Source organism: Bacillus sanguinis (genome assembly GCF_018332475.1).
Lineage (GTDB): Bacteria > Bacillota > Bacilli > Bacillales > Bacillaceae_G > Bacillus_A > Bacillus_A sanguinis.
In genome coordinates, this window is sequence record NZ_BOQB01000019.1 from 1 (window position 1) to 24605 (window position 24605).

Genomic DNA, 24605 nt, shown 5'->3' on the forward strand with positions numbered 1-24605 from the left:
CTTCTTATCTTTGTTAATTTGAGCGTTATAATGAAAACTATACCTATGCTGACATAAAAATATATATAAATCATATTTTTACATAACAAAAAAAGCCAGTTAAACTGGCTTTTGCTTATTGCTGCTCTTGTTTGTTTTCTTCTTTAGCAGCTTCTTTTTCTTGCTCTTCTTTTAGCAATACTTTTCTAGATAGATTCACACGACCTTGCTTGTCAATCTCGATAACTTTAACTGTAATTACGTCACCGATCTTTACAACGTCTTCTACTTTACCTACACGCTCAAGTGCAAGTTCAGAAATGTGAACTAATCCATCTTTACCGCTGAATAATTCAACGAAAGCACCGAATTTCTCAACACGTTTCACTTTTCCTTCGTAGATTTCACCTACTTGTACTTCGCGAACGATATCTTCGATAATTTTCTTAGCTTTGTCGTTCATTTCTTGATTTATTGAAGAAATGAATACTGTACCATCTTGCTCGATATCAATTTTAACGCCAGTTTCTTCAATAATTTTATTGATTTGTTTACCGCTTGGTCCGATAACGTCACGGATTTTATCTGGATTAATTGTCATTGTAATAATTTTTGGAGCGTAAGCTGATAATTCAGTACGTGGCTCTGCAATAACAGATAACATATGATTTAGAATGTGCACACGACCAACTTTCGCTTGTTGTAATGCCTCTTCTAAAATTTCACGAGATAGACCATCGATTTTAATGTCCATTTGCAGTGCAGTTACACCTTGTGCTGTACCTGCTACTTTAAAGTCCATATCACCTAAATGATCTTCCATACCTTGAATATCAGATAAAATTGTGTAATGCTCACCAGTTTTAACTAGACCCATTGCAATACCTGCAACTGGAGCTTTAAGTGGAACACCAGCGTCCATCATTGCTAAAGTACTACCACAAATACTTGCTTGTGAAGTAGAACCATTTGATTCTAAAACTTCAGATACAAGACGTACTGTGTATGGGAAATCTTTTTCAGATGGAATTACAGGCTCAAGAGCACGTTCTCCTAGTGCACCGTGACCAATTTCACGACGACCTGGTCCACGCATCGGTCTTGTTTCACCAACACTAAATGATGGGAAATTGTAATGGTGCATAAAGCGTTTTGATTCTTCTACACCAAGACCATCTAAAATTTGCACATCGCCTAATGCACCTAATGTACAAATACTTAATGCTTGTGTTTGTCCACGTGTGAACAAACCAGAACCGTGTGTACGAGATAAAATGCCAACCTCTGATGCTAATGGACGGATTTCATCACCTTTACGACCATCTGGACGGATTTTTTCAACTGTAATAAGACGACGTACTTCTTCTTTTACAATTTTATATAAAATCTCATTTACTTGTCCTAATGTATCAGCGTCAGCTTCCTGCGCTTCGTAATGTTCAATTACACGCTTTTTCACTTCGTTAATTGCATCTTCACGCGCATGTTTCTCATGTACTTGAATTGCAGAATGCATATCCTTCTCAGACATTTCACGTACAGCTTGATTAAGATCAGCGTCAACTTCATAAAGTTTCACTTCTGACTTCTCTTTACCTACAGCTTGTACAATCTCTTCTTGGAATGCAATTAGACGTTTAATTTCATCATGTCCAAACATAATCGCTTCTAACATTGTTTCTTCAGGCACTTGATCTGCTCCTGCTTCAACCATGTTAATTGCATCTTTCGTACCAGCTACAACAAGGTGAATATCACTTTGTTCTTGCTGTTCGACTGTTGGATTAATAACGAATTCGCCGTTAATACGACCAACTGTTGCACCCGCGATTGGGCCTTCAAATGGAATATCTGAAATCGATAACGCTAATGAAGAACCAAGCATAGCTGCCATTTCAGAAGAACAATCTTGATCAACACTCATTACGATGCTGACAACTTGTACTTCGTTACGGAAACCATCTGCGAAAAGTGGACGAATTGGACGGTCGATTAAACGACTTGCCAAAATTGCTTTTTCACTCGGACGACCTTCACGTTTAATGAAACCGCCAGGAATTTTTCCGACTGCATATAAACGCTCTTCATAGTTTACTGTAAGTGGGAAGAAATCTACATTTTTTGCTTCTTTTGATGCAGTTGCTGTAGATAGAACCGCTGTATCGCCATATCTTACTAATACTGCTCCGTTCGCTTGCTTTGCAAGCTGACCTGTTTCAACTGTTAGCTGGCGACCAGCTAAATCTATCGAGAAGACTTGCTTTTCTTGACTCATTTAAGTACCCCTCTCAATTTAAGTATTCAATTCTTCTATGTAAATGGATAGTATATCACAATATTCTACCTCTAGTATTACCGAAAATGAGGTAAGCTATAAAGAGTAGAAGATATATTTTTACCTAACAAAAAAGCGGGAATATTCCCGCTTCTTTGACTATCGACGTAAGCCAAGCTTTGTGATTAATTCACGGTAACGTGTGATATCGCTATTACGAAGGTAAGTTAGTAAGTTACGACGTTTACCAACCATCTTTAATAGACCACGACGTGAATGATGATCTTTCTTGTGAGTACGTAAGTGCTCGTTTAGAGTGTTAATTTGCTCCGTTAGGACAGCAATTTGAACCTCTGGAGAACCAGTATCAGTCTCATGAGTTCTAAATTGTGCAATGATTTCATTTTTACGCTCTTGTGTTAAAGCCATCCTATTTCACCTCCTATTAATTAAACCCCCAATTACCTAGCAAGCGTCGGTGAGTCGCAATGCCAAGCAATGGTTGTCATAAAGTACATAACATAGAATACTACTTTTCATTTGAAAAAGCAAGTATATTCTTTTCGTTCGCAAAATATTCTTGTGCTGTTTTCTTATCTTTTGCGATTTGTTCAACCAACTCATCAATGCCATTGAATTTCTTTTCTTCTCTTATACGCATATGCCATTCTACTGTAACATTTTGATCATATATGTCTTTGTTAAATTCAAATAAATGCACTTCAATAGATAATTGACGCTCATCTTCTTTAAAAGTTGGTTTATAGCCAATATTACATACACCATCGTACCATTCATCGTGAACTTTTAATCTCACTGCATAGACCCCTACAGGTGGTAATAGATACTCATCACTTAAACCTACATTAGCTGTAGGAAAACCAATTTGACGTCCACGCTTATCACCGTGTACAACCGTTCCCCCTACTGTATATGCTCTACCTAAAATAGATGGAATTTGTTCCATTTCGCCATTTCGAATTAACTTTCGTAATGCTGTAGAACTTACTTTCTCTTCTTGAAATTCAACTTTTTCAATCACAGTCTGTGTAAACTCCCCTCTTGCATGAAATGGTAAAGTCTCCATCTTTCCTTTTCCTAAACGTCCATATGAATAATCAAACCCTGCTACTACATGCTTTACATTTAAACCAATAATATAATCATCAACAAATTGTTGTGGTAATAAACCTGCAAATGATTCATCAAATTTAATAACATATAATATATCGATTCCTAAGTCCTCGACTATTTTTTCTTTATCACACATCGGTGTAATATACTCGGCATGCGCTTCTTTTTTACCTAAAACAACAGATGGATGCGGATAAAATGTCATCACTGCACTTTTATATCCCCGTTCATCCGCTATTTGTTTCGCAGTTCGAATTACACATTGATGTCCTAAATGAATGCCATCAAAAAATCCTAATGCCATTACAGTAGGTGGTAATTCTAATTTATTTTGTTCATGTGGATGAGTTAAATGAATAAGTTTCACGCTTGCATTCACCTTTTTCTGTAATAATCCTTCCAATAATTCATTATAGCTTTAGTTCTTGATTATTCACAAGTACTTTCATCGGCTTTAGCATACCAGGGTGTTTTGGATGGTGCTCATAAATTGCAAGGCAGCGATCATTTTTATCAAACACTGTTATAAATGGCGCCGTTATTTGCAATTCATTTTTTAAGAACATACCATTCTTTATTTTCTCTGCTTGCTTTTCATCTACAACCATTTTCGGGAACTTACTTAACGCTTCATCAATTGAAATGAAGATAGACTCTACTGTTTCATTTTGCACGTTTTCTTCAATTTCTTCAAATGATATGCAATCTTCTAATAAAAATTCTCCAGAAGCTGTTCTTACAAGGTGAGACATATGTGATGGAAAGCCAAGTTCTTCACCAATCATTACTGCTAATGTTCTTACATATGTTCCTTTACTGCACGTTACACGGAAACGGAATGAAATATTTTCCCCCTCAAACACTTCACGGTCATCAAGTAATACAAATTCATGAATTGTAATTGTACGAACTGGACGTTCAACTTCTTGTCCTGCTCTTGCATATTCATATAATTTTTTCCCGTTAACTTTTACAGCTGAAAACATCGGAGGCATTTGTTCAATCGTACCTGTTAATGCAGCAAGAGCTCCTTCTACTTCCTTACGAGTAATAACACGATCTACATTTTTCGTTTCAACAACTTCACCAGAAGCATCTTCAGTTGTTGTTGAAAATCCAAGTGTTACTTCACCTTCATATGTTTTCGTCTCACTTGTTAAAAATTGTGCAATCTTCGTTGCTCGTCCCACACAAATAGGTAATACGCCTGTTACATCTGGATCTAATGTTCCTGTATGACCAATTCGTTTCTCACGCAATATCTTTCTTAATTTAAATACACAATCATGTGATGTCATGCCTTTTGGCTTATGTAATAATACTACACCTTCCATATATGTTCACCTCATCATAATTCTTTCATAGTAATTATCCAAAATTTATTTTGCATTGAAAAAATGGATAGACAAATGTCTATCCATTATTCTTCACGTTTACCGTCTTTATTAATTTGATGTAAAAGTGTATCAATTCGATGACCATATCCGATAGACTCATCAAACTCAAAGGAAATTTCCGGTGTTTTACGAAGACGAATACGTTGGCCAATTTCTGAACGAATGAAGCCTTTTGCCTTCGCTAAACCTTTTAACGTACTTTCTTTCTGTTCTTCATCACCTAAAACAGAAATATATACTGTAGCAATTTGTAAATCCCCACTCACTTGTACATCTGTTACTGTAACAAATCCGACACGTGGATCTTTAATTTTACGACTGATGATGTCGCCTAATTCTTTTTTCATTTGCTCGCCTACACGGTTTGCACGTAATTTCATAACTCTTCACCTCATTCAATACCATTCCAATTGTGTTATTGTACGTTCAATTTCAGGAAATGAATCGATGTACTCAAGTACACGATTCATTTCTTTTTCACAAATAACACGATTAGAGGATACAGAAACAATTGCAATTTCTGTACGTTGCCATACATCTTGATGCCCCACTTCTGAAACAGCTACATTATAACGCTGCTTCACACGAGTTAGCACCCGTTGCAAAATTGCTCGTTTCTCTTTTAAAGAATGTACATCGTAAATCATACACTCGAATGAGAGTGAAGCGATAATCATCGCTTCACTTCTTCCATAATGTACGCTTCAATGATGTCCCCTTCTTTAAGATCATTATATCGTTCAATTGTAATACCACACTCATAGTTTTGTGCAACTTCTTTTACGTCGTCTTTGAAACGTTTTAACGTATCAAGTTGTCCTTCGAAGATTACTACGCCATCACGGATAATACGCACGCCACTATCACGTGTAATTTTACCGTCTATTACGTAACAACCTGCGATTGTTCCAACTTTTGTTACTTTAAACGTTTGACGTACTTCTGCTTGACCGATTACTTTTTCTTCGAATTCTGGATCCAGCATACCTTGCATTGCTGATTCAATTTCTTCGATTACTTTATAAATAATACGGTGTAAACGAACATCAACGTTCTCTAATTCAGCTGTACGCTTCGCATTCACATCAGGGCGTACGTTAAATCCAATTACAATTGCATTAGATGCAGAAGCTAAAATGATATCAGATTCTGTAATCGCACCTACGCCTGTATGGATAATTTTAACTTTAACACCTTCAACATCAATTTTACGAAGTGATGCTGCCATTGCTTCTACAGAACCTTGTACGTCTGCTTTCACAATTAAGTTAATTTCTTTTACATCGCCCTCTTGGATTTGTTGGAATAAATCTTCAAGGCTTAATTTAGATTTCTCACCACGTTGAGCAAGTAACGCTTCTTGTGCACGTGATTCACCGATTTGACGAGCTTTCTTCTCATCAGCGAATGCCATGAAACGATCTCCCGCTTGTGGTACTTCGTTTAAACCTGTAATTTCAACAGGAGTTGATGGACCAGCAACTTTTACACGACGACCAATATCACTTACCATTGCACGAACACGTCCGAATGAAGTACCAACAACGATTGGATCTCCAACTCGAAGTGTACCGTTTTGAACAAGTAACGTCGCGATAGTTCCTTTACCTTTATCAAGCTGTGCTTCAATTACAGTACCAGTTGCATAGCGGTTTGGATTTGCTTTATATTCTTCTACTTCACTTACAAGAAGAATCATTTCTAGTAAGTTGTCAATGCCTTCGCCTTGAATCGCAGAGATTGGTACGAAGATAGTATCTCCACCCCATGCTTCCGGAACTAATTCATATTCTGTTAGTTCTTGCATTACGCGATCAGGATTCGCAGCTGGTTTATCCATTTTATTCACAGCAACAATAATTGGTACTCCTGCTGCTTTCGCATGGCTAATTGCTTCAACTGTTTGTGGCATAACACCGTCATCAGCTGCAACAACAAGGATTGTAATATCTGTTACTTGCGCACCACGAGCACGCATCGTTGTAAATGCCGCGTGACCAGGTGTATCTAAGAATGTAATTTTCTTGTCATTTACTTCAACTTGGTATGCACCAATATGTTGAGTAATTCCACCTGCTTCGCCAGCAGTTACTTTTGAATTACGGATAGAGTCAAGTAAAGTTGTTTTACCATGGTCAACGTGTCCCATGATTGTAACTACAGCTGGACGCTCTTTTAAGTTCTCTTCATCATCTTGCTCATCGATGAATGTTTCAAACTCAGTCTCGCTCACAACTACTTCTTCTTCTACTTCAATACCATAATCAGTAGCAATTAATTCAATTGTATCTTTATCTAAGTCTTGGTTAATTGTTGCCATAATTCCAAGCATAAAGAGTTTCTTAATAATTTCAGAAGGCTCTTTGCTTAATTTTTTAGCAAGCTCACCTACTGTAAGACTTCCAGAGAAAGTAATTTTATCTGGTGTTTCTACAGTTTGTGTTTGTTGTCTTCCAGCAAAGTTATCTTGACGTTTGTCTTCGTTTCCTTTGCCTTTTTTCTTTTTCTTATTGCTGTTCTTTTTACTACGAACAACTTTTTCTTCTACTTCAAACTCATCTGCAACAGAAGGTTTTTCAGCTTGATACTCATTATCTAATTTGTTTACTACTTCATCGTCTAACATTGTCATATGATTCGAAACCTCGATATTCATTTCTTTTAGTTTTGTCATAAGATCTTTACTTGAGATATTATGTTGTTTTGCATATTCATGCACTCGAATTTTACTCATACCTTCACCCCCGGTAATTTGTATCGAGCATGCTACGCAGCTTTTTCGCAAAGCCTTCATCTAACACAGCTACAACGACTCGCTCATCTCTCCCAATCGCATGCCCTAATTGTTGTCGATTTTCGACCTTTCTCATTGGTACGTTGTAATACGTCGTTTTATCCGTAATACGCTTTGCAGTATTTGCTGACGCATCCTCAGATAGCAAAACTAGTTTTGCCTTGCCACTTCGTACTTCTTTTAAAACGAGTTCTTCACCCGAAATAATTTTTCGAGCCCGGTTTGCTAGTCCTAAAAACGATTTCCAATCGGACACTTATTTCGACTCCTTCTCAACAAGCTCAAGAAGCTCTTCATAAAGAGAACTGTCGATTTTCGCTTTTAGATGATGTTCCAAGACATTTTTCTTTTGAGCTTGAAGAATGCTTTCTTTATCTTTTGATAAATAAGCACCTCGTCCTGATTTCTTTCCAGTTAAATCAATAGACACTTCTCCCTCTTTGGAACGAACAATGCGAACGAGCTCTCGTTTTGATTTCATTTCTTGCGTTGCAACACATTTTCGTAACGGAACTTTTCGATTGCTCATACTCATCACCTCTATTCGATTTCGTCTTCAACTGAATCGAATCCGAATGCGATTACGCTATCTTCTTCTGTTACAATACCAAGTTGTTTCGCATCAGACTCACTCTTAATATCAATTTTCCAACCTGTTAATTTAGCTGCTAAACGTGCATTTTGTCCACGTTTACCGATGGCTAATGACAGTTGGTGGTCTGGAACAACAACAGTTGTTGCTTTTTCCTCTTCATCTACAAGTACTTTAACAACTTGTGATGGGCTTAAAGCATTGGCAACATATTCTACTGGATCATTTGACCAGCGAACGATGTCAATCTTTTCGCCTTTTAGTTCGTCTACAATGCGTTGTACACGTTGTCCTTTCGGTCCTACACAAGAACCTACTGGATCAACATCAATGTTCTCTGCATGTACAGAAATTTTAGAACGATCTCCTGCTTCACGTGCTACAGAACGAATTTCAACAGTTCCATCATAAATCTCAGGAACTTCCATTTCGAATAAACGTTTTAAAAGACCAGGATGTGTACGTGATACGTAAATTTGTGGTCCTTTTGTTGTTTTTTCTACTTTCGTAATGAATACGCGAATACGATCATGTGGTTTGTACTGTTCATTTGGCATTTGCTCACTTACAGGTAATAAAGCTTCTACTTTCCCTAAGCTTACATAGATGAAACGAGCATCTTGACGTTGTACGATACCCACCATAATATCTTCTTCACGGTCACTAAACTCAGAGTAAATAACACCACGCTCTGCTTCACGCACTCGTTGTGTTACAACCTGTTTTGCAGTTTGTGCTGCAATACGACCGAAATCTTTTGGTGTTACTTCAATCTCTAGTACGTCACCATCTTGATAGTTCGGATTAATTTGTCTTGCTTCTTCAACAGAAATTTCAAGACGTGGATCAAACACGTTATCAACAACGTCTTTACGTGCTAAAACTTGAATTGTTCCCACTTCTGGGTTAAAGCTCACACGAACGTTTTGTGCTTGGTTAAAATTGCGTTTATAAGCAGAGATTAACGCTGCTTCAATCGCATCAATAATAATATCTTTGCTAATTCCTTTTTCTGACTCTAATACGAGCAAGGCATCTAACAACTCAGTGCTCATGAAGATCCCCCTTCTAACTAAAACGTAACAGCAAGTCGCGCATTTGCAACTTTGTCCATTGGAATTTGGATTTCTTTTTTACGTGTTTTAATTGTTAATAGTAGTGTAATTGTAGTACCATCGTAGGAAAGTAGCTTTCCTTCAAACATTTTTTCACCATCAATCGGCTCATATGTTTTAATTGCCACTTGTTTTCCTACCGCTTGCTGGAAGTCTTTCTCTTTCTTTAATGGGCGTTCCGCTCCAGGAGATGATACATCCAAAAAGTAAAGATGAGGAATTGGATCCTCTTTATCTAAAGCTTCGCTTAAACGTTCACTTACCGCACCGCATTCTTCAATGTCGACTCCCTTTTCAGAATCGATGAATACGCGTAAGAACCAGTCTTGTCCTTCTTTCACATACTCTACATCTACAAGTTCAAGATTTAACTCTTCAACGATTGGCTGCGCAAATGCTTCTACAACTTCTGTGACTTTCTTATCCATAAACAGCCTCCTTCCTGCCGCCATGTACCATTTACAAGAAAAGACCCCGTCCATAAAACGGTCTATCTTATTCTTTCTCGTTAGCTAACAAAAGCCCCTGCCGTTAAGCAGGGAATATCTGTCTTAGTATTACCAAATTTAAGTAGTAAAACTTGTAACAAAATATGTATATACGACAGAAATTTCTTACCTCTCCACATCAATAAAACGTAGATAGTAACACGAAAGAGTGGGTTTCCCCACTCTTTTTTTCACACAATATACATGACATGGTTATCTCGGTTAATAGTATACCATAGCAAATGTTGATTTGCAAAGACTTTTCCTACCTGTTAGAACAGTGATAACTGGTTTTGATCAGGTAAATCGCCTAAGCAACCTTGACTATCTAAATACTCAATAATTGTTTTCGAAACCTTACTACGCTGCTGTAAATCTTCTTTTGATAAGAAATCTCCATTTTTACGTGCTTCTACAATACTTAAAGCTGCGTTTGTACCAAGTCCAGGCACTGCATTAAATGGAGGAATTAAAGTATCCCCATCAATAATAAATTCTGTTGCATGCGAACGGTATAAATCAACCTTTTGGAATGAGTATCCACGCTCACACATTTCAAGTGTCATTTCTAGTACTGTTAATAAACTTTTCTCTTTCGGCGCTGCATCCAAACCTTTTTGCGCAATTTCATCAATTCTTGCGCGTATAGATGCTGAACCTTTCGCCATCGCCTCTACGTCAAAGTCATCTGCACGAACTGTAAAGTATGCCGCATAGAATAGAAGCGCGAAATGTACTTTAAAATATGCAATACGTACAGCCATAAGTACGTAAGCAGCCGCATGGGCTTTAGGGAACATGTACTTGATCTTCTTACATGAATCAATATACCAACCTGGTACATTATTACTTTTCATGTCCTCTTCCCATTCTTCTGGTACACCTTTACCTTTACGAACCGACTCCATGATTTTGAAGGCTAGTGATGGGTCTAAACCTTGATAGATTAAATATACCATGATGTCATCACGACAACCAATAACTTCACTCAGCGTACATGTACCATTATAAATTAACTCGTTTGCATTACCAAGCCATACGTCCGTACCATGAGATAGTCCTGAAATTTGGACTAACTCTGAGAATGTCGTAGGTTTTGTTTCTTCTAACATCTGCCTTACGAATTTCGTACCAAACTCTGGTATACCAAGTGTACCTGTTTTACAGTTAATTTGTTCTTCCGTTACCCCTAACGATTCTGGCCCAGAGAAAATTTTCATTACTTCTGGATCGTCTGTTGGGATTGTTTTCGGATCAATACCACTTAAATCTTGTAACATACGAATAACAGTTGGATCATCGTGTCCTAGTATATCAAGTTTCAATAAATTATCATGAATTGAGTGGAAATCAAAGTGTGTCGTTCGCCACTCAGCACCTATTGAATCTGCCGGGAACTGAATTGGTGAGAAATCAAAGATGTCCATATAATCTGGCACAACGATAATACCACCTGGATGCTGTCCCGTTGTACGTTTTACACCAGTACATCCTGCTACTAAGCGGTCAATCTCTGCATTTCGAATCGTTAAGTTATGATCATTTGCATAACCTTTTACATATCCATAAGCAGTTTTTTCCGCAACTGTACCAATCGTTCCTGCACGATATACATAATCTTCACCGAACAGTACTTTCGTATAGTTATGGGCACGTGGTTGGTATTCCCCAGAAAAGTTCAAATCGATGTCGGGTACCTTATCTCCTTTAAATCCAAGGAACGTTTCGAACGGAATATCATGTCCATCTTTTACATATGGAACATTACATGTAGGACAATCTTTATCTGGTAAGTCAAAACCAGAACCTACAGAACCATCATTAAAGAATTCTGATTGCTTACACTTCGGACATACATAGTGTGGTGGTAATGGATTTACTTCTGTAATTTCCATCATAGTTGCTACAAATGATGAACCTACCGATCCACGCGAACCTACTAAATATCCGTCTACTAATGATTTTTTTACAAGTTTATGTGAAATTAAATAAATTACGGCGAATCCATGTCCAATAATACTTTTTAATTCTTTTTCTAAACGTGCTTCTACAATTTCAGGTAACTCTTCACCATAAATGCTACGCGCCATTTCATAGCTCATATCACGCGTTTCATCATCTGCACCTTCAATTTTCGGAGTATATAAATCATCCTTTACTGGATGAACATCGCCAATTAATGATGCAACCTTTTGTGTATTCGTTACGACAATTTCTTTCGCTACTTCTTCACCTAAGAATGAGAAACACTCTAACATTTCATCCGTTGTACGGAAATGTACAGGCGGTAATGAATGTCTGTTTAACGGATTGGCTCCGCCCTGCGAACTAACTAAAATTTTGCGATACATCGCATCTTCTGGATCTAAGTAATGCACGTTTCCGGTAGCGACAACGGGTTTATCTAACGTCTCACCTAGTTTAACTAAGTTAGAAATAATTGTTTTTAATTGCCCTTCATCTCGAACGAGTTCACGCTCTACTAAATGACGTAACACATCTGGCGGCATGACTTCAATGTAATCATAGAACTGCGCAATTTCTTCTACCTCTTCAGGTGCTTTTTGCATCATTGCCTCAAACACTTCACCTTTATCACAAGCCGTTCCTACTAAAATTCCTTCACGGTATTTTTTTAATAGTGACCTCGGTACTCGTGGTACACGGTAAAAATAATTTAAGTGAGAGTATGAAACAAGTTTATATAAATTTTTCAACCCAACATCTGATGTAGCAAGTAACGTCATATGACTTGGACGTCCACGCTTATACGCATCCCCTTGCCCCATGCTATCATTTAATTGATCGTGATATTCAAATCCCTTTTCAATTACATCTTTTAACATTTTCACAAGTAAATATCCCGTTGCTTCTGTATCATAAATCGCACGGTGATGTTGCGTTAATTCAATATCAAGCTTTTTACACATCGTATTTAATCGATGGTTTTTCATTTCCGGGAATAAGAATCTTGCAAGTTCTAACGTATCAATAACTGGGTTATTCGTTTTTTCTAGTCCAGCCTTTTTAAAACCTACGTTAATAAAGCCCATATCAAAGCTTGCATTGTGAGCAACAAGTGTATGATCGCCCATCCATTCCTCAAACTTTTTAAACACCTCGTCCACTTCTGGTGCATCGGTTAACATATCATCTGTAATACCTGTTAATTCAATAATCGTCGCCGATAATGGTTGATGCGGATTTGCGAACGATTCAAAACGATCAATAATTTCGCCACCTTTTACTTTTACGGCAGCTAACTCAATGACAGTATCATACACAGCAGATAACCCTGTCGTCTCAACGTCAAAAACAACATATGTTTCATCTGCAAGTACACGATGCGCTTCGTTATATGCAATCGGTACACCATCATTAACTAAATTCGCCTCTACACCATATATAACTTTAACCCCAGCTTTTTTACCGGCAGAATACGCCTCTGGGAAAGACTGCGCAACAGCATGGTCTGTAACCGCAATTGCCTCATGCCCCCATTTACCTGCTTGAGCAACAAGTCTAGAAACAGGAGTAACAGCATCCATTTGGCTCATCGGTGTGTGAAGATGCAGCTCTACACGTTTTTCACCTTCTGGCGCTTTATCTTTACGAGACGGTCCTGTTATTTCATTAATATCATTTGCAATCATTACTAAATCTCGAACAAATGTATCATTTTGGACAGAACCACGAGCCTTCACCCACATTCCTTTTTTCAAAGATTGTAGCATTGGAATATCTTCCTTATCACGTGAGAACATTTTAATCATAATAGAATCTGTATAATCCGTTATTTTTAAAGTTAATAACGTACGTCCACTACGAAGTTCTTTCGTTTCCACATGGAAGACATATCCTTGAACCGTTTTTCTTCTTTCTTCATCTTGAATTTCTCGCATCGGTGTAATCTCTTCATCCGGCTTAATAAGATATCCAAGTGTAATCGGTCCTTCATGCACAACGCTGCTTTCTTCAGCTTGCTTCTTCGCCATTTCTTCCATAGCTTGTATAACACGCTCACGGTCTTCTTGCTGCGTTTGCTCACGAAACTTTTGCATTTCTTCTGTATTTTGCTGTATATGTGTGTCTAACTGGAAACGAGGGAATCCAAAAGCCTCGTATTGATCCCCTACTGGTTTCGCAACGTTTTTCTTTAAAGCAGTAGATTCCAGCTCGTTATTCACATTTATAAGTAACTTCACTCCATTCACCTGTGGAAGCTGCTTCTTCAAATAAGCAAACATAGGTGAAAATGTAATTCGCTCCGTACAAAGTGGCCAATACGCCCGCACTTCTTCTTCTGTAAATTGTTTATTCTCTGTTTCTAATGCAAATGTTGTTCTTGCAATATGAGAAAATGATTGCTTAAGCTTTGTTTCTAGCAATTCATATAATTCTGTAGGCAAAATACGTGGCACTTGTAAATCAAAATGCCAACTTTTATTCGCTTTATCAATAACGAGCCTTTCAATACCACCGCCTTGTAAATATTGATTTATAAGTTCGTCTGGTATTTGCAACTGCTGGAGCAAAATTTGAAATCGCTCTTGTTGTTCATTTGTTAAAGACATAAGCACTCTCCTTCCATTTGCTATTATAAATTGAAACGTACTACAAAGAAAGATTTCTCCCTTCTTCTTTTACAAAATACGTTTACAAAGAAAGAGAAGGTACCCCATTACGAGGTACCTCTTCTTAGTTTAAAATATTAGCAATATATGTTTGAAGTTCTTCTACTTTTACTTCTTCAGACTCGCCTGTAGCGCGTACTTTCACTTCTACAATACCTTCGTCTGCTTTTTTACCAACCGTCACGCGAACTGGAAGTCCGAATAAATCTGCATCCGCAAATTTAACACCTGCACGTTCTGCACGATCATCTAGTAATACTTCATATCCTTGCTCTTGTAATGAGTTGTAGATATTCTCACCCATTTCACGTTGTGCATCAGATTTCATATTTACTGGAATTACATGCACATGGAACGGTGCTACAGCTTTTGGCCAAACTAAACCGTTCTCATCATTAAACTGCTCTGCGATTGCTGCCACTGTACGAGATACACCGATACCGTAACAACCCATAATAAGTGGTTGTGTTTTTCCGTTTTCATCTAGGAATGTTGCGTTCATTGCTTCACTATAACGAGTTCCTAATTTGAATACATGACCAACTTCAATTCCGCGTGCGAAAAGAATTGTTCCATTTCCATCTGGAGACTGGTCTCCTTCTTGAATGAAGCGTAAATCTGTATATTGACTTACTTTAAAGTCACGCTCTGGATTTACATTTACATAATGGAATCCTTCTTCGTTCGCTCCAGAGCATCCGTTAACAATTGATGCTACAGCATGGTCAGCGATAATTTCGATGTCACCTGTTACACCGATCGGTCCTAATGAACCAACTTCACAATTTAATAGTTCTTTCACTTCTTCATGAGAAGCAAGCTCAACAACTGAAGCACCGTATACATTTTTCACTTTTACATCGTTTACTTCATGATCACCACGAACAAGTACAACTACTAATTTCTCATCTACTTTAAATACCATAGACTTAATGCACTGATCAGCTTCAATGTTTAAGAATGCAGATACTTCTTCAATTGCTTTTTGATCTGGTGTTGCTACTTTTTCAAGTGCTTTTTCTGCTTCATCACTCTTCGTATACGTAGCTACAACAGGAGCCATTTCGATGTTTGCTGCATAATCAGATGTATCAGAGTATGCAATTGTATCTTCACCAACTTCAGATAACACCATAAATTCATGCGTATCTTTTCCACCCATTGCTCCAGAGTCAGCAATAACTGCACGGAAATTCAAGCCACAACGAGCAAAAATGTTAGAATATGCTTTGTACAAGCGATCGTACACTTCGTCTAAGCTCTCTTGTGTAGCATGGAAAGAGTATGCATCTTTCATTAGAAACTCTCTTCCACGTAATAAACCGAAACGAGGTCTTTGTTCATCACGGAATTTTGTTTGAATTTGGTATAATGTTAATGGTAATTTTTTATATGATTTCACTTCATCACGTACAAGATCTGTAATTACTTCTTCATGTGTCGCTCCTAATGCGAACTCACGAGCGTTACGATCTTTCATACGCATTAATTCAGATCCGTAAGAATACCAACGGCCTGATTCTTGCCATAATTCTGCAGCTTGCATCGCTGGCATTAATAATTCTACAGCTCCTGCGCGCTCCATTTCTTCTCGAACGATACGTTCTACTTTGTGTAGTACTTTTAATCCAAATGGTAGAAAACTATAAATACCAGAAGCATTTTGACGCATAAAACCTGCACGAAGTAATAACTGATGACTCTTAATCTCCGCGTCAGCTGGAACTTCACGTAATGTAGGACTGAATACCATACTTTGTCTCATTTATTCGCACCTCTTCATTTTACTCTTATACGCAGTAAAACCCCTCACCTCGAGTTAGGTGAGGGATTTTATTCTACGATCTCTATTTCATTATAAGTTTCACTTTATTTTACAAGAAAAACTTACGAATGTCATTCCAAGTTACAACTAACATAAGTAACATTAATAATGCAAAACCAATAAAGTGAACCATTCCTTCTTTTTGACGGTCAATTGGTTTCCCTCGTAACGCTTCAATTAAGAAGAAGAACAAACGTCCACCGTCTAAAGCTGGAACTGGTAGTAAATTAAATAAACCAAGGTTAATACTTAATACTGCTGCTAAACTTAATACACGCGTAAATCCATAATCTACAACTTGATCTGTTAGATTATAAATCCCTACTGGACCTGACAACTCATTAATAGAGAATTGACCAGTTACTAATTTCACAAGTGACTCAAAAATTAATTTCGTCCATTGGTATGTTTGTTCAAAACCTGATTTAATAGAACCCATTACTGTTTTCTCTACTGGAGAGTAAACACCAATTCTACCAACTTCTTCTTTACCCTCTTTATCGAGCGTTGGCGTTACTTTCACATTAAATTGTTCACTATCACGCTTTACTTGTAACGTAATTTCTTTATTCGGGTTCTCACGTACAATGGTAACAACATCTTTCCATGTACTTGTGTTTTTCCCATCGATTGCTTGAATTGTATCATTTTCTTTTAATCCAGCTTGCTCGGCTGCACTATTCTCCATTACTTTTCCGACCATTGGCTTGTCAACAGGAACACCTTGTACAAACCCTAGAATCACAAAAATGACAAATGCTAAAATGAAGTTCATTGCAGGACCTGCAAAGATTGTCAAAGCACGTTGACCCAATTTCTTGGAGCCAAACTGCCTATTATACGGAGCAATTTGAATTTCTTCACCAGCAGTAATGATACGAGCCTTTTCATTCACTCGGAATGTTTGAAGCTCTTCCTCGTACTCTTCATAGCCCGAAATTGTTAAATTATGCTCTAAATCAGCTTGTTCGACTTCAATGACGCGAACATTTGGATACTTTTCATATCCATCAAAAACTAATTTTGCAACTTCGTCTTTTTCATTTAATACAAGGCCAACCTTTTTACCAGGCTTTAACTCAACTGTATCTGCATCCTCGCCAGCCATTCTTACATAGCCACCAAGGGGCAGTAATCGAATCGTATACACCGTTTCATTCTTTTCAAATGAGAATATTTTCGGACCAAAACCAATCGCAAACTCACGGCATAAAATACCTGCTCTTTTTGCGAAATATAGATGCCCTAGCTCATGGAAAAATACGAGTGCACCGAAAATTAATATAAAGGCAATCGCTGTATTCAATTCCATACCACCTTTGCTAAATTTGTTCCATCACAAACCGTCTTGTGGCTGCATCAATTTCCAGAATTTCCTCTAAGCTCGGACGCGCAATGACATTGTGATGGTTCATTGCTTTTTCAATGAGGTCTTCCACTGTTAAGAAACCAATTCTCTTTTGTAAAAAAGCTTCAACAGCTACTTCATTCGCTGCATTCATTACAGCTGGCATACTTCCACCTGCTTTTCCAGCTTCATACGCAAAACGTAGGCAACGGAAACGTTCTTGGTTCATTTTCTCAAAATGCAACGTCCCTATTTCCCATAAGTTTAACTGTTTTGTGTCTGAAAGAGGCAATCGATCAGGATATGTAAGTGCGTATTGAATTGGTACTCGCATATCAGGTGAGCCAAGCTGTGCCATTACACTACGATCTTCAAATTCAACCATAGAATGGATAATACTTTCTTTATGTAAAACAACATCGATTTGCTCATAAGGGATACCAAAAAGCCAATGTGCTTCAATTACTTCTAGCCCCTTATTCATCATTGTAGCAGAATCAATTGTAATTTTCGAACCCATTGACCAGTTTGGATGTCGAAGCGCATCTTCTACGGTCACATGATGCAATTCATCTCTCGTTTTGTCACGGAAACTTCCACCAGAAGCCGTAATAATTAGTCGAGAAATTCTTTTTTCATTTTCACCATTCAAACATTGAAAAATAGCTGAATGTTCACTATCTACCGGAAGTAACGAAACATTATGTTTTCGCGCTGCTTCCATTACAAGATGCCCTGCAGTTACTAACGTTTCTTTGTTTGCAATTCCAATTGTTTTTTTCGCCTCAATTGCACGAAGTGTTGGTAACAACCCTACGCTACCTACAACAGCATTTACTACAATCTCCGCATCTGGATGTAATGCCACTTCTAAAAGCCCTTCACTACCATATACAATTTTTGTATTACCAGAGACAGCTTGTAATTTTAAAACATCTTCCTCTCTTTGCACAGAGACGATTTGCGGAGAAAATTCTTGAATTACCTTTACTGCGTAGTCAATATTTTTCCCTACAGAAAAAGCAACGAGACGGAATTGGTCTGGGTGCGAGCGTAATACATCTAAAGTTTGTGTACCAATTGATCCGCTTGCACCTAATAAACTAATGTTTTTCATGACTCCAACCCCTCGTTCATTTATTAATTATATTGTAATAAGAAGTAGAGAATTGGTAAAACAAATAACCAACTATCTGTTCGATCTAATATACCACCATGTCCAGGTAAAATTGTACCTGAATCCTTTACACCATAATGACGTTTAAATGCAGACTGCACTAAATCACCAATTTGTCCAAAAATAGAAATGATAATTGTCAATACAATTAAAATCCCTACATTAGCCTCAACTGGGAAAAACATATTGTAAACAAGTGCTACAACAATTCCACAAACGATGCCACCTAATGAACCTTCAATCGTTTTATTTGGACTAATTTCTGGCCACAATTTCCTCTTTCCTAATGCCTTTCCTACGAAATATGCACCTGAATCAGTAGCCCATATAACAAATAATGCACAAAACACATATTTAATTCCTAATATTCTCGTTTCATTTAAATATAGGAATCCCATTCCAACATATGTTGTTGCCATTAGTAAAAATGAAGCATGGTCAAAAGTAAATGTATTCTTAGAAAGGACTGTATATGATAAAAGTAATAAAACAATCACAAATGTGATTTCTAATTTACCTAATCCAATCTGTGTAAACAGTTCTGATGCACTACTTGGAATTAAAATAATCCATAATAATACTGCAGCTAAAACTGTTGGTACTGAAATAAGCGTAAGCTTATTCATACGAATTAATTCATATAAACCTATAGAAGCAAGTGCATACACTAAAACCGTAAAAGGCACGCCACCGTAAATTACGATGGGAATGAATAGCGCGGCAGCAACCACTCCAGTAATAATTCTCTGTTTCACTACCAAACCCTCTCTTTCTACACGCCTCCGAATCTGCGCCCTCTATGCTGAAAGTCTGTAATCGCATTTAGCAAATGTTCCTCGGTAAAATCTGGCCAATACACATCTGTAAACCAAAATTCCGAATATGCAATTTGCCATAACATGAAATTACTAATACGTAGCTCTCCGCTCGTACGGATTAACAACTCCGGGTCAGGTAAAGAACTCGTCATTAAATAGGAAGAAATCATTTCTTCACTTACATCTTCAACACGAATTTTTCCTTCCTCACTATCTTTCACCATATGTTGCACAGCAGAAACGATTTCATCTCGACTTCCATAGTTTAACGCGAAATTAAGAATTAATCCCGTATTCTCTTTCGTATCTTCCATGGCCTTTTCCATCGCTCTGCGTGTATGCGTAGGAAGACGATCTTGTTGTCCTATCACTCGGACTTGTACGTTCTCTTCAATCAATTCTGGTAAAAATGTACCTAAAAATTCTTCTGGAAGCCTCATTAAATAGTCAACTTCCTTTTTCGGTCTTTTCCAGTTCTCAGTTGAAAAAGCATAAAGAGTTAATACTTTCACATTAAGTTTGCTTGCAAATTTTGTGATTTTCTTTACAACTTGCATGCCTTCATGATGTCCCGCAATACGGGGCATCGCTCTCCTCTTTGCCCATCTCCCATTACCATCCATAATGATGGCAATATGTTCCGGGATGTATCCTTTTTTCACTTCTTCAACGAGATGATCAAACGATGCGACCTTTTTACTTTTAAAAAAAGGAAAGTTTTTAAACATCATTCATACCCTCCAGCAAGCAGACATATGCCTAAAAGTGTAAAAAGACCCCCTTAAGAAGAGGGTCATATTTGCGAAGGTATCGCTATTACACTTCCATGATTTCTTTTTCTTTGTTTTTTGCGATTTCGTCAACTTTTGCAATATATTTATCTGTTTCTTTTTGGATATCTTCAGTATATCCTCTTAAATCATCTTCTGTAATCTCGCCAGCTTTTTCAAGCTTCTTAAGATCATCGTTACCGTCACGACGTACGTTACGAACTGCAACTTTTGCTTCTTCAGCATATTTTTTCACAACTTTTACAAGATCACGACGACGCTCTTCTGTTAATGCAGGGAATGCAATACGAATTACAGTTCCGTCATTAGAAGGGTTTAAGCCTAAATCTGCTTTTAAAATTGCTTTTTCGATATCACCGATAGAAGTTTTATCATAAGGTTGAATTACAAGTAAACGTGCTTCTGGAACTGTAATGTTCGCTAATTGCACAACTGGTGTTGGTGCACCATAGTAATCAACTTGTACTTTATCTAATACAGACGCGTTTGCACGGCCAGCACGAACTGTTGCTAATTCACGAGAATACGCAGCAACTGCTTTTTCCATTTTTTCATTTGAAGACTTCAATACTTGTTGTCCCATATTTATTTCCCCCTTACAACTGTTCCGATATTTTCGCCTAAAACGGCACGTTTAATATTACCTTTTTCCATAACTGAGAATACAATTAATGGAATATCATTATCCATACATAGAGAAGAAGCTGTAGAATCCATTACACCTAAACCTTCTTTTAATACATCTAAGTAAGTAAGCGTTTCGTATTTCGTAGCTGTTGGGTCAATAGATGGATCCGCATTATATACGCCATCTACATTGTTTTTTGCCATTAAAATTACGTCTGCTTCAATCTCTGCCGCACGTAATGCTGCTGTTGTATCTGTAGAGAAGTATGGATTACCTGTACCTGCTGCAAAAATCACAACACGTTTCTTCTCTAAGTGACGAACTGCTTTACGACGAATGTAAGGCTCTGCCACTTGACGCATCTCAATTGAAGTTTGTACACGAGTTTGAATTCCGATATTCTCCAAGCTATCTTGAAGAGCTAATGAATTCATAACTGTTGCTAACATGCCCATGTAATCTGCTCCTGCACGATCCATGCCCATTTCACTTCCAATTTTTCCACGCCAAATGTTACCGCCACCAACAACAACAGCAACCTCTACATCAAGTTCTGCAATTTCTTTTACTTGCTCCGCAACTGATTTAATAACAGATGGGTTAATTCCAAATCCTTGCTCGCCAGCTAAAGCTTCTCCACTCAGCTTTAAAACGACACGATTATATTTCGGTTTACTCATAATGAACCTCCAATTGCTTACATCTTTATTTTAAAAAAGGGAACACAATGTGTTCCCTAATCTGTATTAGTTACTACCTTTTACTTGGTTCATTACTTCTTCAGCAAAGTTGTCTTCGCGTTTTTCGATACCTTCACCAACAGCGTAGCGAACGAATCCTTTTAATGTTCCGCCTTTAGACTCAACGAACTGACGAACTTTCATATCAGGGTTTTTAACGAATGCTTGGTCAAGTAAGCAAATTTCTTCGAAGAATTTGCCAAGACGGCCTTCAACCATTTTTGCAACGATTTTTTCAGGCTTGCCTTCGTTTAATGCTTGTTGTGTTAATACTTGACGCTCATGCTCAACTTCTTCAGCTGTTACAGCATCGCGGTCGATGTATTTAGGGTTAACTGCTGCAATGTGCATAGCTACATCTTTAGCAGCTGCTTCATCAGTAGAACCTTCAAGAACTGTTAGAACACCAATGCGTCCACCCATGTGTAGGTAAGCACCGAATGCATCTGCATCAGTTTTTGTTACGATTTCGAAACGACGAAGTGTAAGTTTTTCACCAATTTTAGCAATTGCTTCGTTGATGTGTTCTTCTACTTGTTTGCCGTTTTCCATTGTTTGAGCCATAGCTTCTTCAACGTTAGCTGGTTTGTTAGTTAATAAGTGAGCAGCTAATTCTTTAATTAATGTTTGGAAACCTTCGTTTTTCGCAACGAAATCAGTTTCAGAGTTTAATTCTAAGATTAAACCATCGTTACCGTTTGTTTCGATGAAAGTTAAACCTTCAGCAGCAATGCGGTCTGCTTTTTTAGCAGCTTTTGCAATACCTTTTTCACGTAAGAAGTCAATTGCCTTCTCCATGTCGCCATTAGTTTCTGTTAAAGCTTTTTTGCAGTCCATCATACCTGCGCCAGTTTTTTCACGTAATTCTTTTACCATTTGTGCAGTGATTGCCATACTATTCATCCTCCTAAAATATGTATTTATACCTTTTATAAAGGTGTTTATACCTTAAAAAAGGTGATAAAAGGCCGAACCCCTTATCACCTTTCCAACTTTGTTACGCAGTAACAGTTTCTTCACCTTGTTTTGCTTCAAGGATCGCGTCTGCCATTTTAGATGTAAGAAGTTTTACAGCACGAATTGCATCATCGTTTGCTGGGATAACGTGATCGATTTCGTCTGGATCACAGTTTGTATCAACGATACCGATGATTGGAATGTGTAATTTGCGTGCTTCAGCAACTGCAATACGCTCTTTACGAGGGTCTACTACGAATAATGCACTTGGAAGACCTTTCATATCTTTAATACCGCCTAAGAATTTCTCAAGACGCTCTAACTCTTTTTTAAGTTGAACAACTTCTTTCTTAGGAAGTACTTCGAAAGTACCATCTTCTTGCATTCTTTCGATGTCTTTAAGACGCTTGATACGCTTTTGGATTGTTTGGAAGTTTGTTAAAGTTCCACCTAACCAACGTTGGTTAACGAAGTACATACCAGCACGAGTTGCTTCTTCTTTAATAGCTTCTTGTGCTTGTTTTTTAGTACCTACGAATAAGATGTCTCCACCTTCAGCAGCGATGTCACGCATCGTTCTGTAAGCTTCCTCAACTTTTTTCACAGTTTTTTGTAAGTCGATGATGTAGATACCGTTACGCTCTGTGAAAATGTAACGCTTCATTTTTGGGTTCCAACGACGAGTTTGATGTCCGAAATGAACACCAGCTTCAAGCAATTGCTTCATAGAAATTACTGACATAATATAGTTCCTCCTAAATGGTTTTTGATATCCTCCGTTTACTTCATCTCTAAGCGAAACTACAAACGTAGCACCAACACTTAAATCAGTAAACGTGTGTACTTTGTACTGACACCACTGCTTACTATATCATACTGAAATATTACAATCAAGTCGAAAATGCGAACAATGTAAAACTTTCTTTGTTCACACTCGAATTCTAGTATTACCAACCCGTATTTCTTTTAAGCAAAAAAATGAAATTCAATTCATAGTTTTTCCGAAAAACACGATTAGGACGCTTTTTGCAAACAACATTAATCTTGTATACACAAAAAACTCCCCTCAAAAAAATGAGGAGAGTTTTATAAATTAGTTTGTTTTTAATTTAGCAAGTTCATGTAAGAATTTGTCGTTTAATACTTTAATGTATGTTCCTTTCATACCTAAAGAACGCGACTCAATTACACCAGCACTCTCTAATTTACGAAGTGCATTTACGATTACAGAACGAGTGATTCCTACGCGGTCAGCAATTTTACTTGCAACAAGTAAACCTTCTGTTCCATTTAATTCTTCGAAGATGTGCTCGATTGCTTCTAACTCACTGTAAGATAATGAGCTGATCGCCATTTGAACAACAGCTTTACTACGTGCTTCTTCTTCGATTTCTTCTGCTTTTTCACGTAAAATTTCCATACCTACAACAGTTGAGCTGTACTCAGCAAGAATTAAATCATCATCTAAGAACTCTTGACCAAGACGAGCTAACACTAATGTACCTAGACGCTCACCGCCACCAACGATTGGTACGATTGTAGTTAAACCTTGACCAAATAATTCTTTATTTTCTACTGGGAATGCTGTGTAAGCACTGTTTACATCTAAGTTTGAAGATGTTTCTGTAATGTTGAATAAGCTTTGTGTGTACTCTTCTGGGAATTGACGCTCTGCAAGCATTTGCTTCATACGCTCATTCTCAATTTGTTGGTGAATTGCATAACCTAGTAATTTACCACGACGGCTTACTACGAATACGTTCGCTTCAATTACTTCACACATTGTGTCAGACATTTCTCTAAAGTTTACAGGCTTTCCTGCTGCGCTCTGTAATAACGCATTTAATTTTCTTGTTTTTGCTAATAATTCCATTTCAAAAGTTCCTCCTACATGTTACTCACATATTTTTTCA

22 protein-coding genes are annotated in these 24605 nt (G+C 37.5%); all 22 read right to left on the bottom strand.

The annotated features are described in order from the left end of the window. Positions 1-115: 115 nt before the first annotated feature. The 22 genes from pnp to codY all read right to left on the bottom strand — a co-directional run bounded on the left by pnp (position 116) and on the right by codY (position 24565). Complete coding sequence (gene pnp / locus KI369_RS02690) at positions 116-2254, bottom strand: polyribonucleotide nucleotidyltransferase (RefSeq protein ID WP_144614505.1); 2139 nt, start codon at positions 2252-2254, stop codon at positions 116-118. A gap of 159 nt (positions 2255-2413) precedes the next feature. Next, entirely contained in the window at positions 2414-2683 is a 270-nt protein-coding gene (gene rpsO / locus KI369_RS02695; protein WP_001229392.1) for a 30S ribosomal protein S15, read from the bottom strand. A 100-nt stretch (positions 2684-2783) separates the two neighbouring features. After that, positions 2784-3755, bottom strand: coding sequence for a bifunctional riboflavin kinase/FAD synthetase (gene ribF, locus KI369_RS02700; protein WP_212954973.1), 972 nt, complete (start codon positions 3753-3755; stop codon positions 2784-2786). Positions 3756-3798: 43 nt separating this feature from the next. Continuing rightward, positions 3799-4722, bottom strand: coding sequence for a tRNA pseudouridine(55) synthase TruB (gene truB, locus KI369_RS02705; RefSeq protein ID WP_212954974.1), 924 nt, complete (start codon positions 4720-4722; stop codon positions 3799-3801). Between the two features lie 86 nt (positions 4723-4808). After that, positions 4809-5165 (bottom strand): 30S ribosome-binding factor RbfA, encoded by a 357-nt coding sequence (rbfA, locus tag KI369_RS02710; protein ID WP_000776445.1) that lies wholly within the window; start codon positions 5163-5165, stop codon positions 4809-4811. Positions 5166-5180: 15 nt separating this feature from the next. Then, the gene (locus KI369_RS02715; RefSeq protein ID WP_000582364.1) at positions 5181-5462 is read right to left on the bottom strand and encodes a DUF503 domain-containing protein; all 282 of its coding nucleotides are present in this window, start codon (positions 5460-5462) and stop codon (positions 5181-5183) included. Next, the gene (infB, locus tag KI369_RS02720) at positions 5459-7519 is read right to left on the bottom strand and encodes a translation initiation factor IF-2 (protein ID WP_212954975.1); all 2061 of its coding nucleotides are present in this window, start codon (positions 7517-7519) and stop codon (positions 5459-5461) included. Before infB ends, KI369_RS02715 begins: the two co-directional genes overlap by 4 nt. 4 nt (positions 7520-7523) lie before the next feature. Beyond that, the gene (locus KI369_RS02725) at positions 7524-7835 is read right to left on the bottom strand and encodes a YlxQ family RNA-binding protein (RefSeq protein ID WP_001286518.1); all 312 of its coding nucleotides are present in this window, start codon (positions 7833-7835) and stop codon (positions 7524-7526) included. After that, positions 7836-8108 carry an RNase P modulator RnpM gene (gene rnpM / locus KI369_RS02730; RefSeq protein ID WP_000071128.1) on the bottom strand — a complete coding sequence of 91 codons (273 nt, stop codon included), beginning with the start codon at positions 8106-8108 and terminating at the stop codon, positions 7836-7838. An 11-nt stretch (positions 8109-8119) separates the two neighbouring features. After that, positions 8120-9226 (bottom strand): transcription termination factor NusA, encoded by a 1107-nt coding sequence (nusA, locus tag KI369_RS02735; protein WP_000102596.1) that lies wholly within the window; start codon positions 9224-9226, stop codon positions 8120-8122. Positions 9227-9243: 17 nt separating this feature from the next. Beyond that, positions 9244-9714: a ribosome maturation factor RimP gene (rimP, locus tag KI369_RS02740; protein WP_000359095.1), complete on the bottom strand. Its 471-nt coding sequence runs from the start codon at positions 9712-9714 to the stop codon at positions 9244-9246. A 332-nt stretch (positions 9715-10046) separates the two neighbouring features. Next, positions 10047-14348: a PolC-type DNA polymerase III gene (locus KI369_RS02745; protein WP_212954976.1), complete on the bottom strand. Its 4302-nt coding sequence runs from the start codon at positions 14346-14348 to the stop codon at positions 10047-10049. A 124-nt stretch (positions 14349-14472) separates the two neighbouring features. Next, positions 14473-16173: a proline--tRNA ligase gene (locus KI369_RS02750; RefSeq protein WP_212954977.1), complete on the bottom strand. Its 1701-nt coding sequence runs from the start codon at positions 16171-16173 to the stop codon at positions 14473-14475. 109 nt (positions 16174-16282) lie between these two features. Further along, positions 16283-17539 (bottom strand): RIP metalloprotease RseP, encoded by a 1257-nt coding sequence (rseP, locus tag KI369_RS02755; RefSeq protein ID WP_139365409.1) that lies wholly within the window; start codon positions 17537-17539, stop codon positions 16283-16285. A gap of 16 nt (positions 17540-17555) precedes the next feature. After that, positions 17556-18698, bottom strand: coding sequence for a 1-deoxy-D-xylulose-5-phosphate reductoisomerase (dxr, locus tag KI369_RS02760; RefSeq protein WP_000790359.1), 1143 nt, complete (start codon positions 18696-18698; stop codon positions 17556-17558). A gap of 23 nt (positions 18699-18721) precedes the next feature. Further along, positions 18722-19513: a phosphatidate cytidylyltransferase gene (cdsA, locus tag KI369_RS02765; protein ID WP_212954978.1), complete on the bottom strand. Its 792-nt coding sequence runs from the start codon at positions 19511-19513 to the stop codon at positions 18722-18724. Positions 19514-19530: 17 nt separating this feature from the next. Then, a complete protein-coding gene (gene uppS / locus KI369_RS02770; protein ID WP_212954979.1) occupies positions 19531-20307 on the bottom strand; it encodes an undecaprenyl pyrophosphate synthase in 777 nt (258 codons plus the stop codon). Positions 20308-20392: 85 nt separating this feature from the next. After that, positions 20393-20950, bottom strand: a complete 558-nt coding sequence (gene frr, locus KI369_RS02775) for a ribosome recycling factor (protein ID WP_000531501.1) — start codon at positions 20948-20950, stop codon at positions 20393-20395. 2 nt (positions 20951-20952) lie between these two features. Next, on the bottom strand, positions 20953-21675 hold the full coding sequence (pyrH, locus tag KI369_RS02780; protein ID WP_088230123.1) for a UMP kinase: 723 nt from the start codon (positions 21673-21675) through the stop codon (positions 20953-20955). 66 nt (positions 21676-21741) lie between these two features. Then, positions 21742-22629, bottom strand: a complete 888-nt coding sequence (tsf, locus tag KI369_RS02785) for a translation elongation factor Ts (RefSeq protein ID WP_212954980.1) — start codon at positions 22627-22629, stop codon at positions 21742-21744. A gap of 103 nt (positions 22630-22732) precedes the next feature. Further along, positions 22733-23434, bottom strand: a complete 702-nt coding sequence (gene rpsB, locus KI369_RS02790) for a 30S ribosomal protein S2 (protein ID WP_000111485.1) — start codon at positions 23432-23434, stop codon at positions 22733-22735. A gap of 351 nt (positions 23435-23785) precedes the next feature. Then, the gene (gene codY, locus KI369_RS02795; RefSeq protein WP_000421288.1) at positions 23786-24565 is read right to left on the bottom strand and encodes a GTP-sensing pleiotropic transcriptional regulator CodY; all 780 of its coding nucleotides are present in this window, start codon (positions 24563-24565) and stop codon (positions 23786-23788) included. Positions 24566-24605 lie beyond the last annotated feature (40 nt).

Excerpts from the sequence above, each read along its gene's own strand:
- pnp (WP_144614505.1), bottom strand. The coding sequence starts at position 2,254 with ATGAGTCAAGAAAAGCAAGTCTTCTCGATAGATTTAGCTGGTCGCCAG.
- rpsO (WP_001229392.1), bottom strand. The coding sequence starts at position 2,683 with ATGGCTTTAACACAAGAGCGTAAAAATGAAATCATTGCACAATTTAGA.
- truB (WP_212954974.1), bottom strand. The coding sequence starts at position 4,722 with ATGGAAGGTGTAGTATTATTACATAAGCCAAAAGGCATGACATCACAT.
- rbfA (WP_000776445.1), bottom strand. The coding sequence starts at position 5,165 with ATGAAATTACGTGCAAACCGTGTAGGCGAGCAAATGAAAAAAGAATTA.
- KI369_RS02715 (WP_000582364.1), bottom strand. The coding sequence starts at position 5,462 with ATGATTATCGCTTCACTCTCATTCGAGTGTATGATTTACGATGTACAT.
- infB (WP_212954975.1), bottom strand. The coding sequence starts at position 7,519 with ATGAGTAAAATTCGAGTGCATGAATATGCAAAACAACATAATATCTCA.
- rnpM (WP_000071128.1), bottom strand. The coding sequence starts at position 8,108 with ATGAGCAATCGAAAAGTTCCGTTACGAAAATGTGTTGCAACGCAAGAA.
- nusA (WP_000102596.1), bottom strand. The coding sequence starts at position 9,226 with ATGAGCACTGAGTTGTTAGATGCCTTGCTCGTATTAGAGTCAGAAAAA.
- rimP (WP_000359095.1), bottom strand. The coding sequence starts at position 9,714 with ATGGATAAGAAAGTCACAGAAGTTGTAGAAGCATTTGCGCAGCCAATC.
- KI369_RS02745 (WP_212954976.1), bottom strand. The coding sequence starts at position 14,348 with ATGTCTTTAACAAATGAACAACAAGAGCGATTTCAAATTTTGCTCCAG.
- KI369_RS02750 (WP_212954977.1), bottom strand. The coding sequence starts at position 16,173 with ATGAGACAAAGTATGGTATTCAGTCCTACATTACGTGAAGTTCCAGCT.
- dxr (WP_000790359.1), bottom strand. The coding sequence starts at position 18,698 with ATGAAAAACATTAGTTTATTAGGTGCAAGCGGATCAATTGGTACACAA.
- uppS (WP_212954979.1), bottom strand. The coding sequence starts at position 20,307 with ATGATGTTTAAAAACTTTCCTTTTTTTAAAAGTAAAAAGGTCGCATCG.
- frr (WP_000531501.1), bottom strand. The coding sequence starts at position 20,950 with ATGGGACAACAAGTATTGAAGTCTTCAAATGAAAAAATGGAAAAAGCA.
- pyrH (WP_088230123.1), bottom strand. The coding sequence starts at position 21,675 with ATGAGTAAACCGAAATATAATCGTGTCGTTTTAAAGCTGAGTGGAGAA.
- tsf (WP_212954980.1), bottom strand. The coding sequence starts at position 22,629 with ATGGCAATCACTGCACAAATGGTAAAAGAATTACGTGAAAAAACTGGC.
- rpsB (WP_000111485.1), bottom strand. The coding sequence starts at position 23,434 with ATGTCAGTAATTTCTATGAAGCAATTGCTTGAAGCTGGTGTTCATTTC.
- codY (WP_000421288.1), bottom strand. The coding sequence starts at position 24,565 with ATGGAATTATTAGCAAAAACAAGAAAATTAAATGCGTTATTACAGAGC.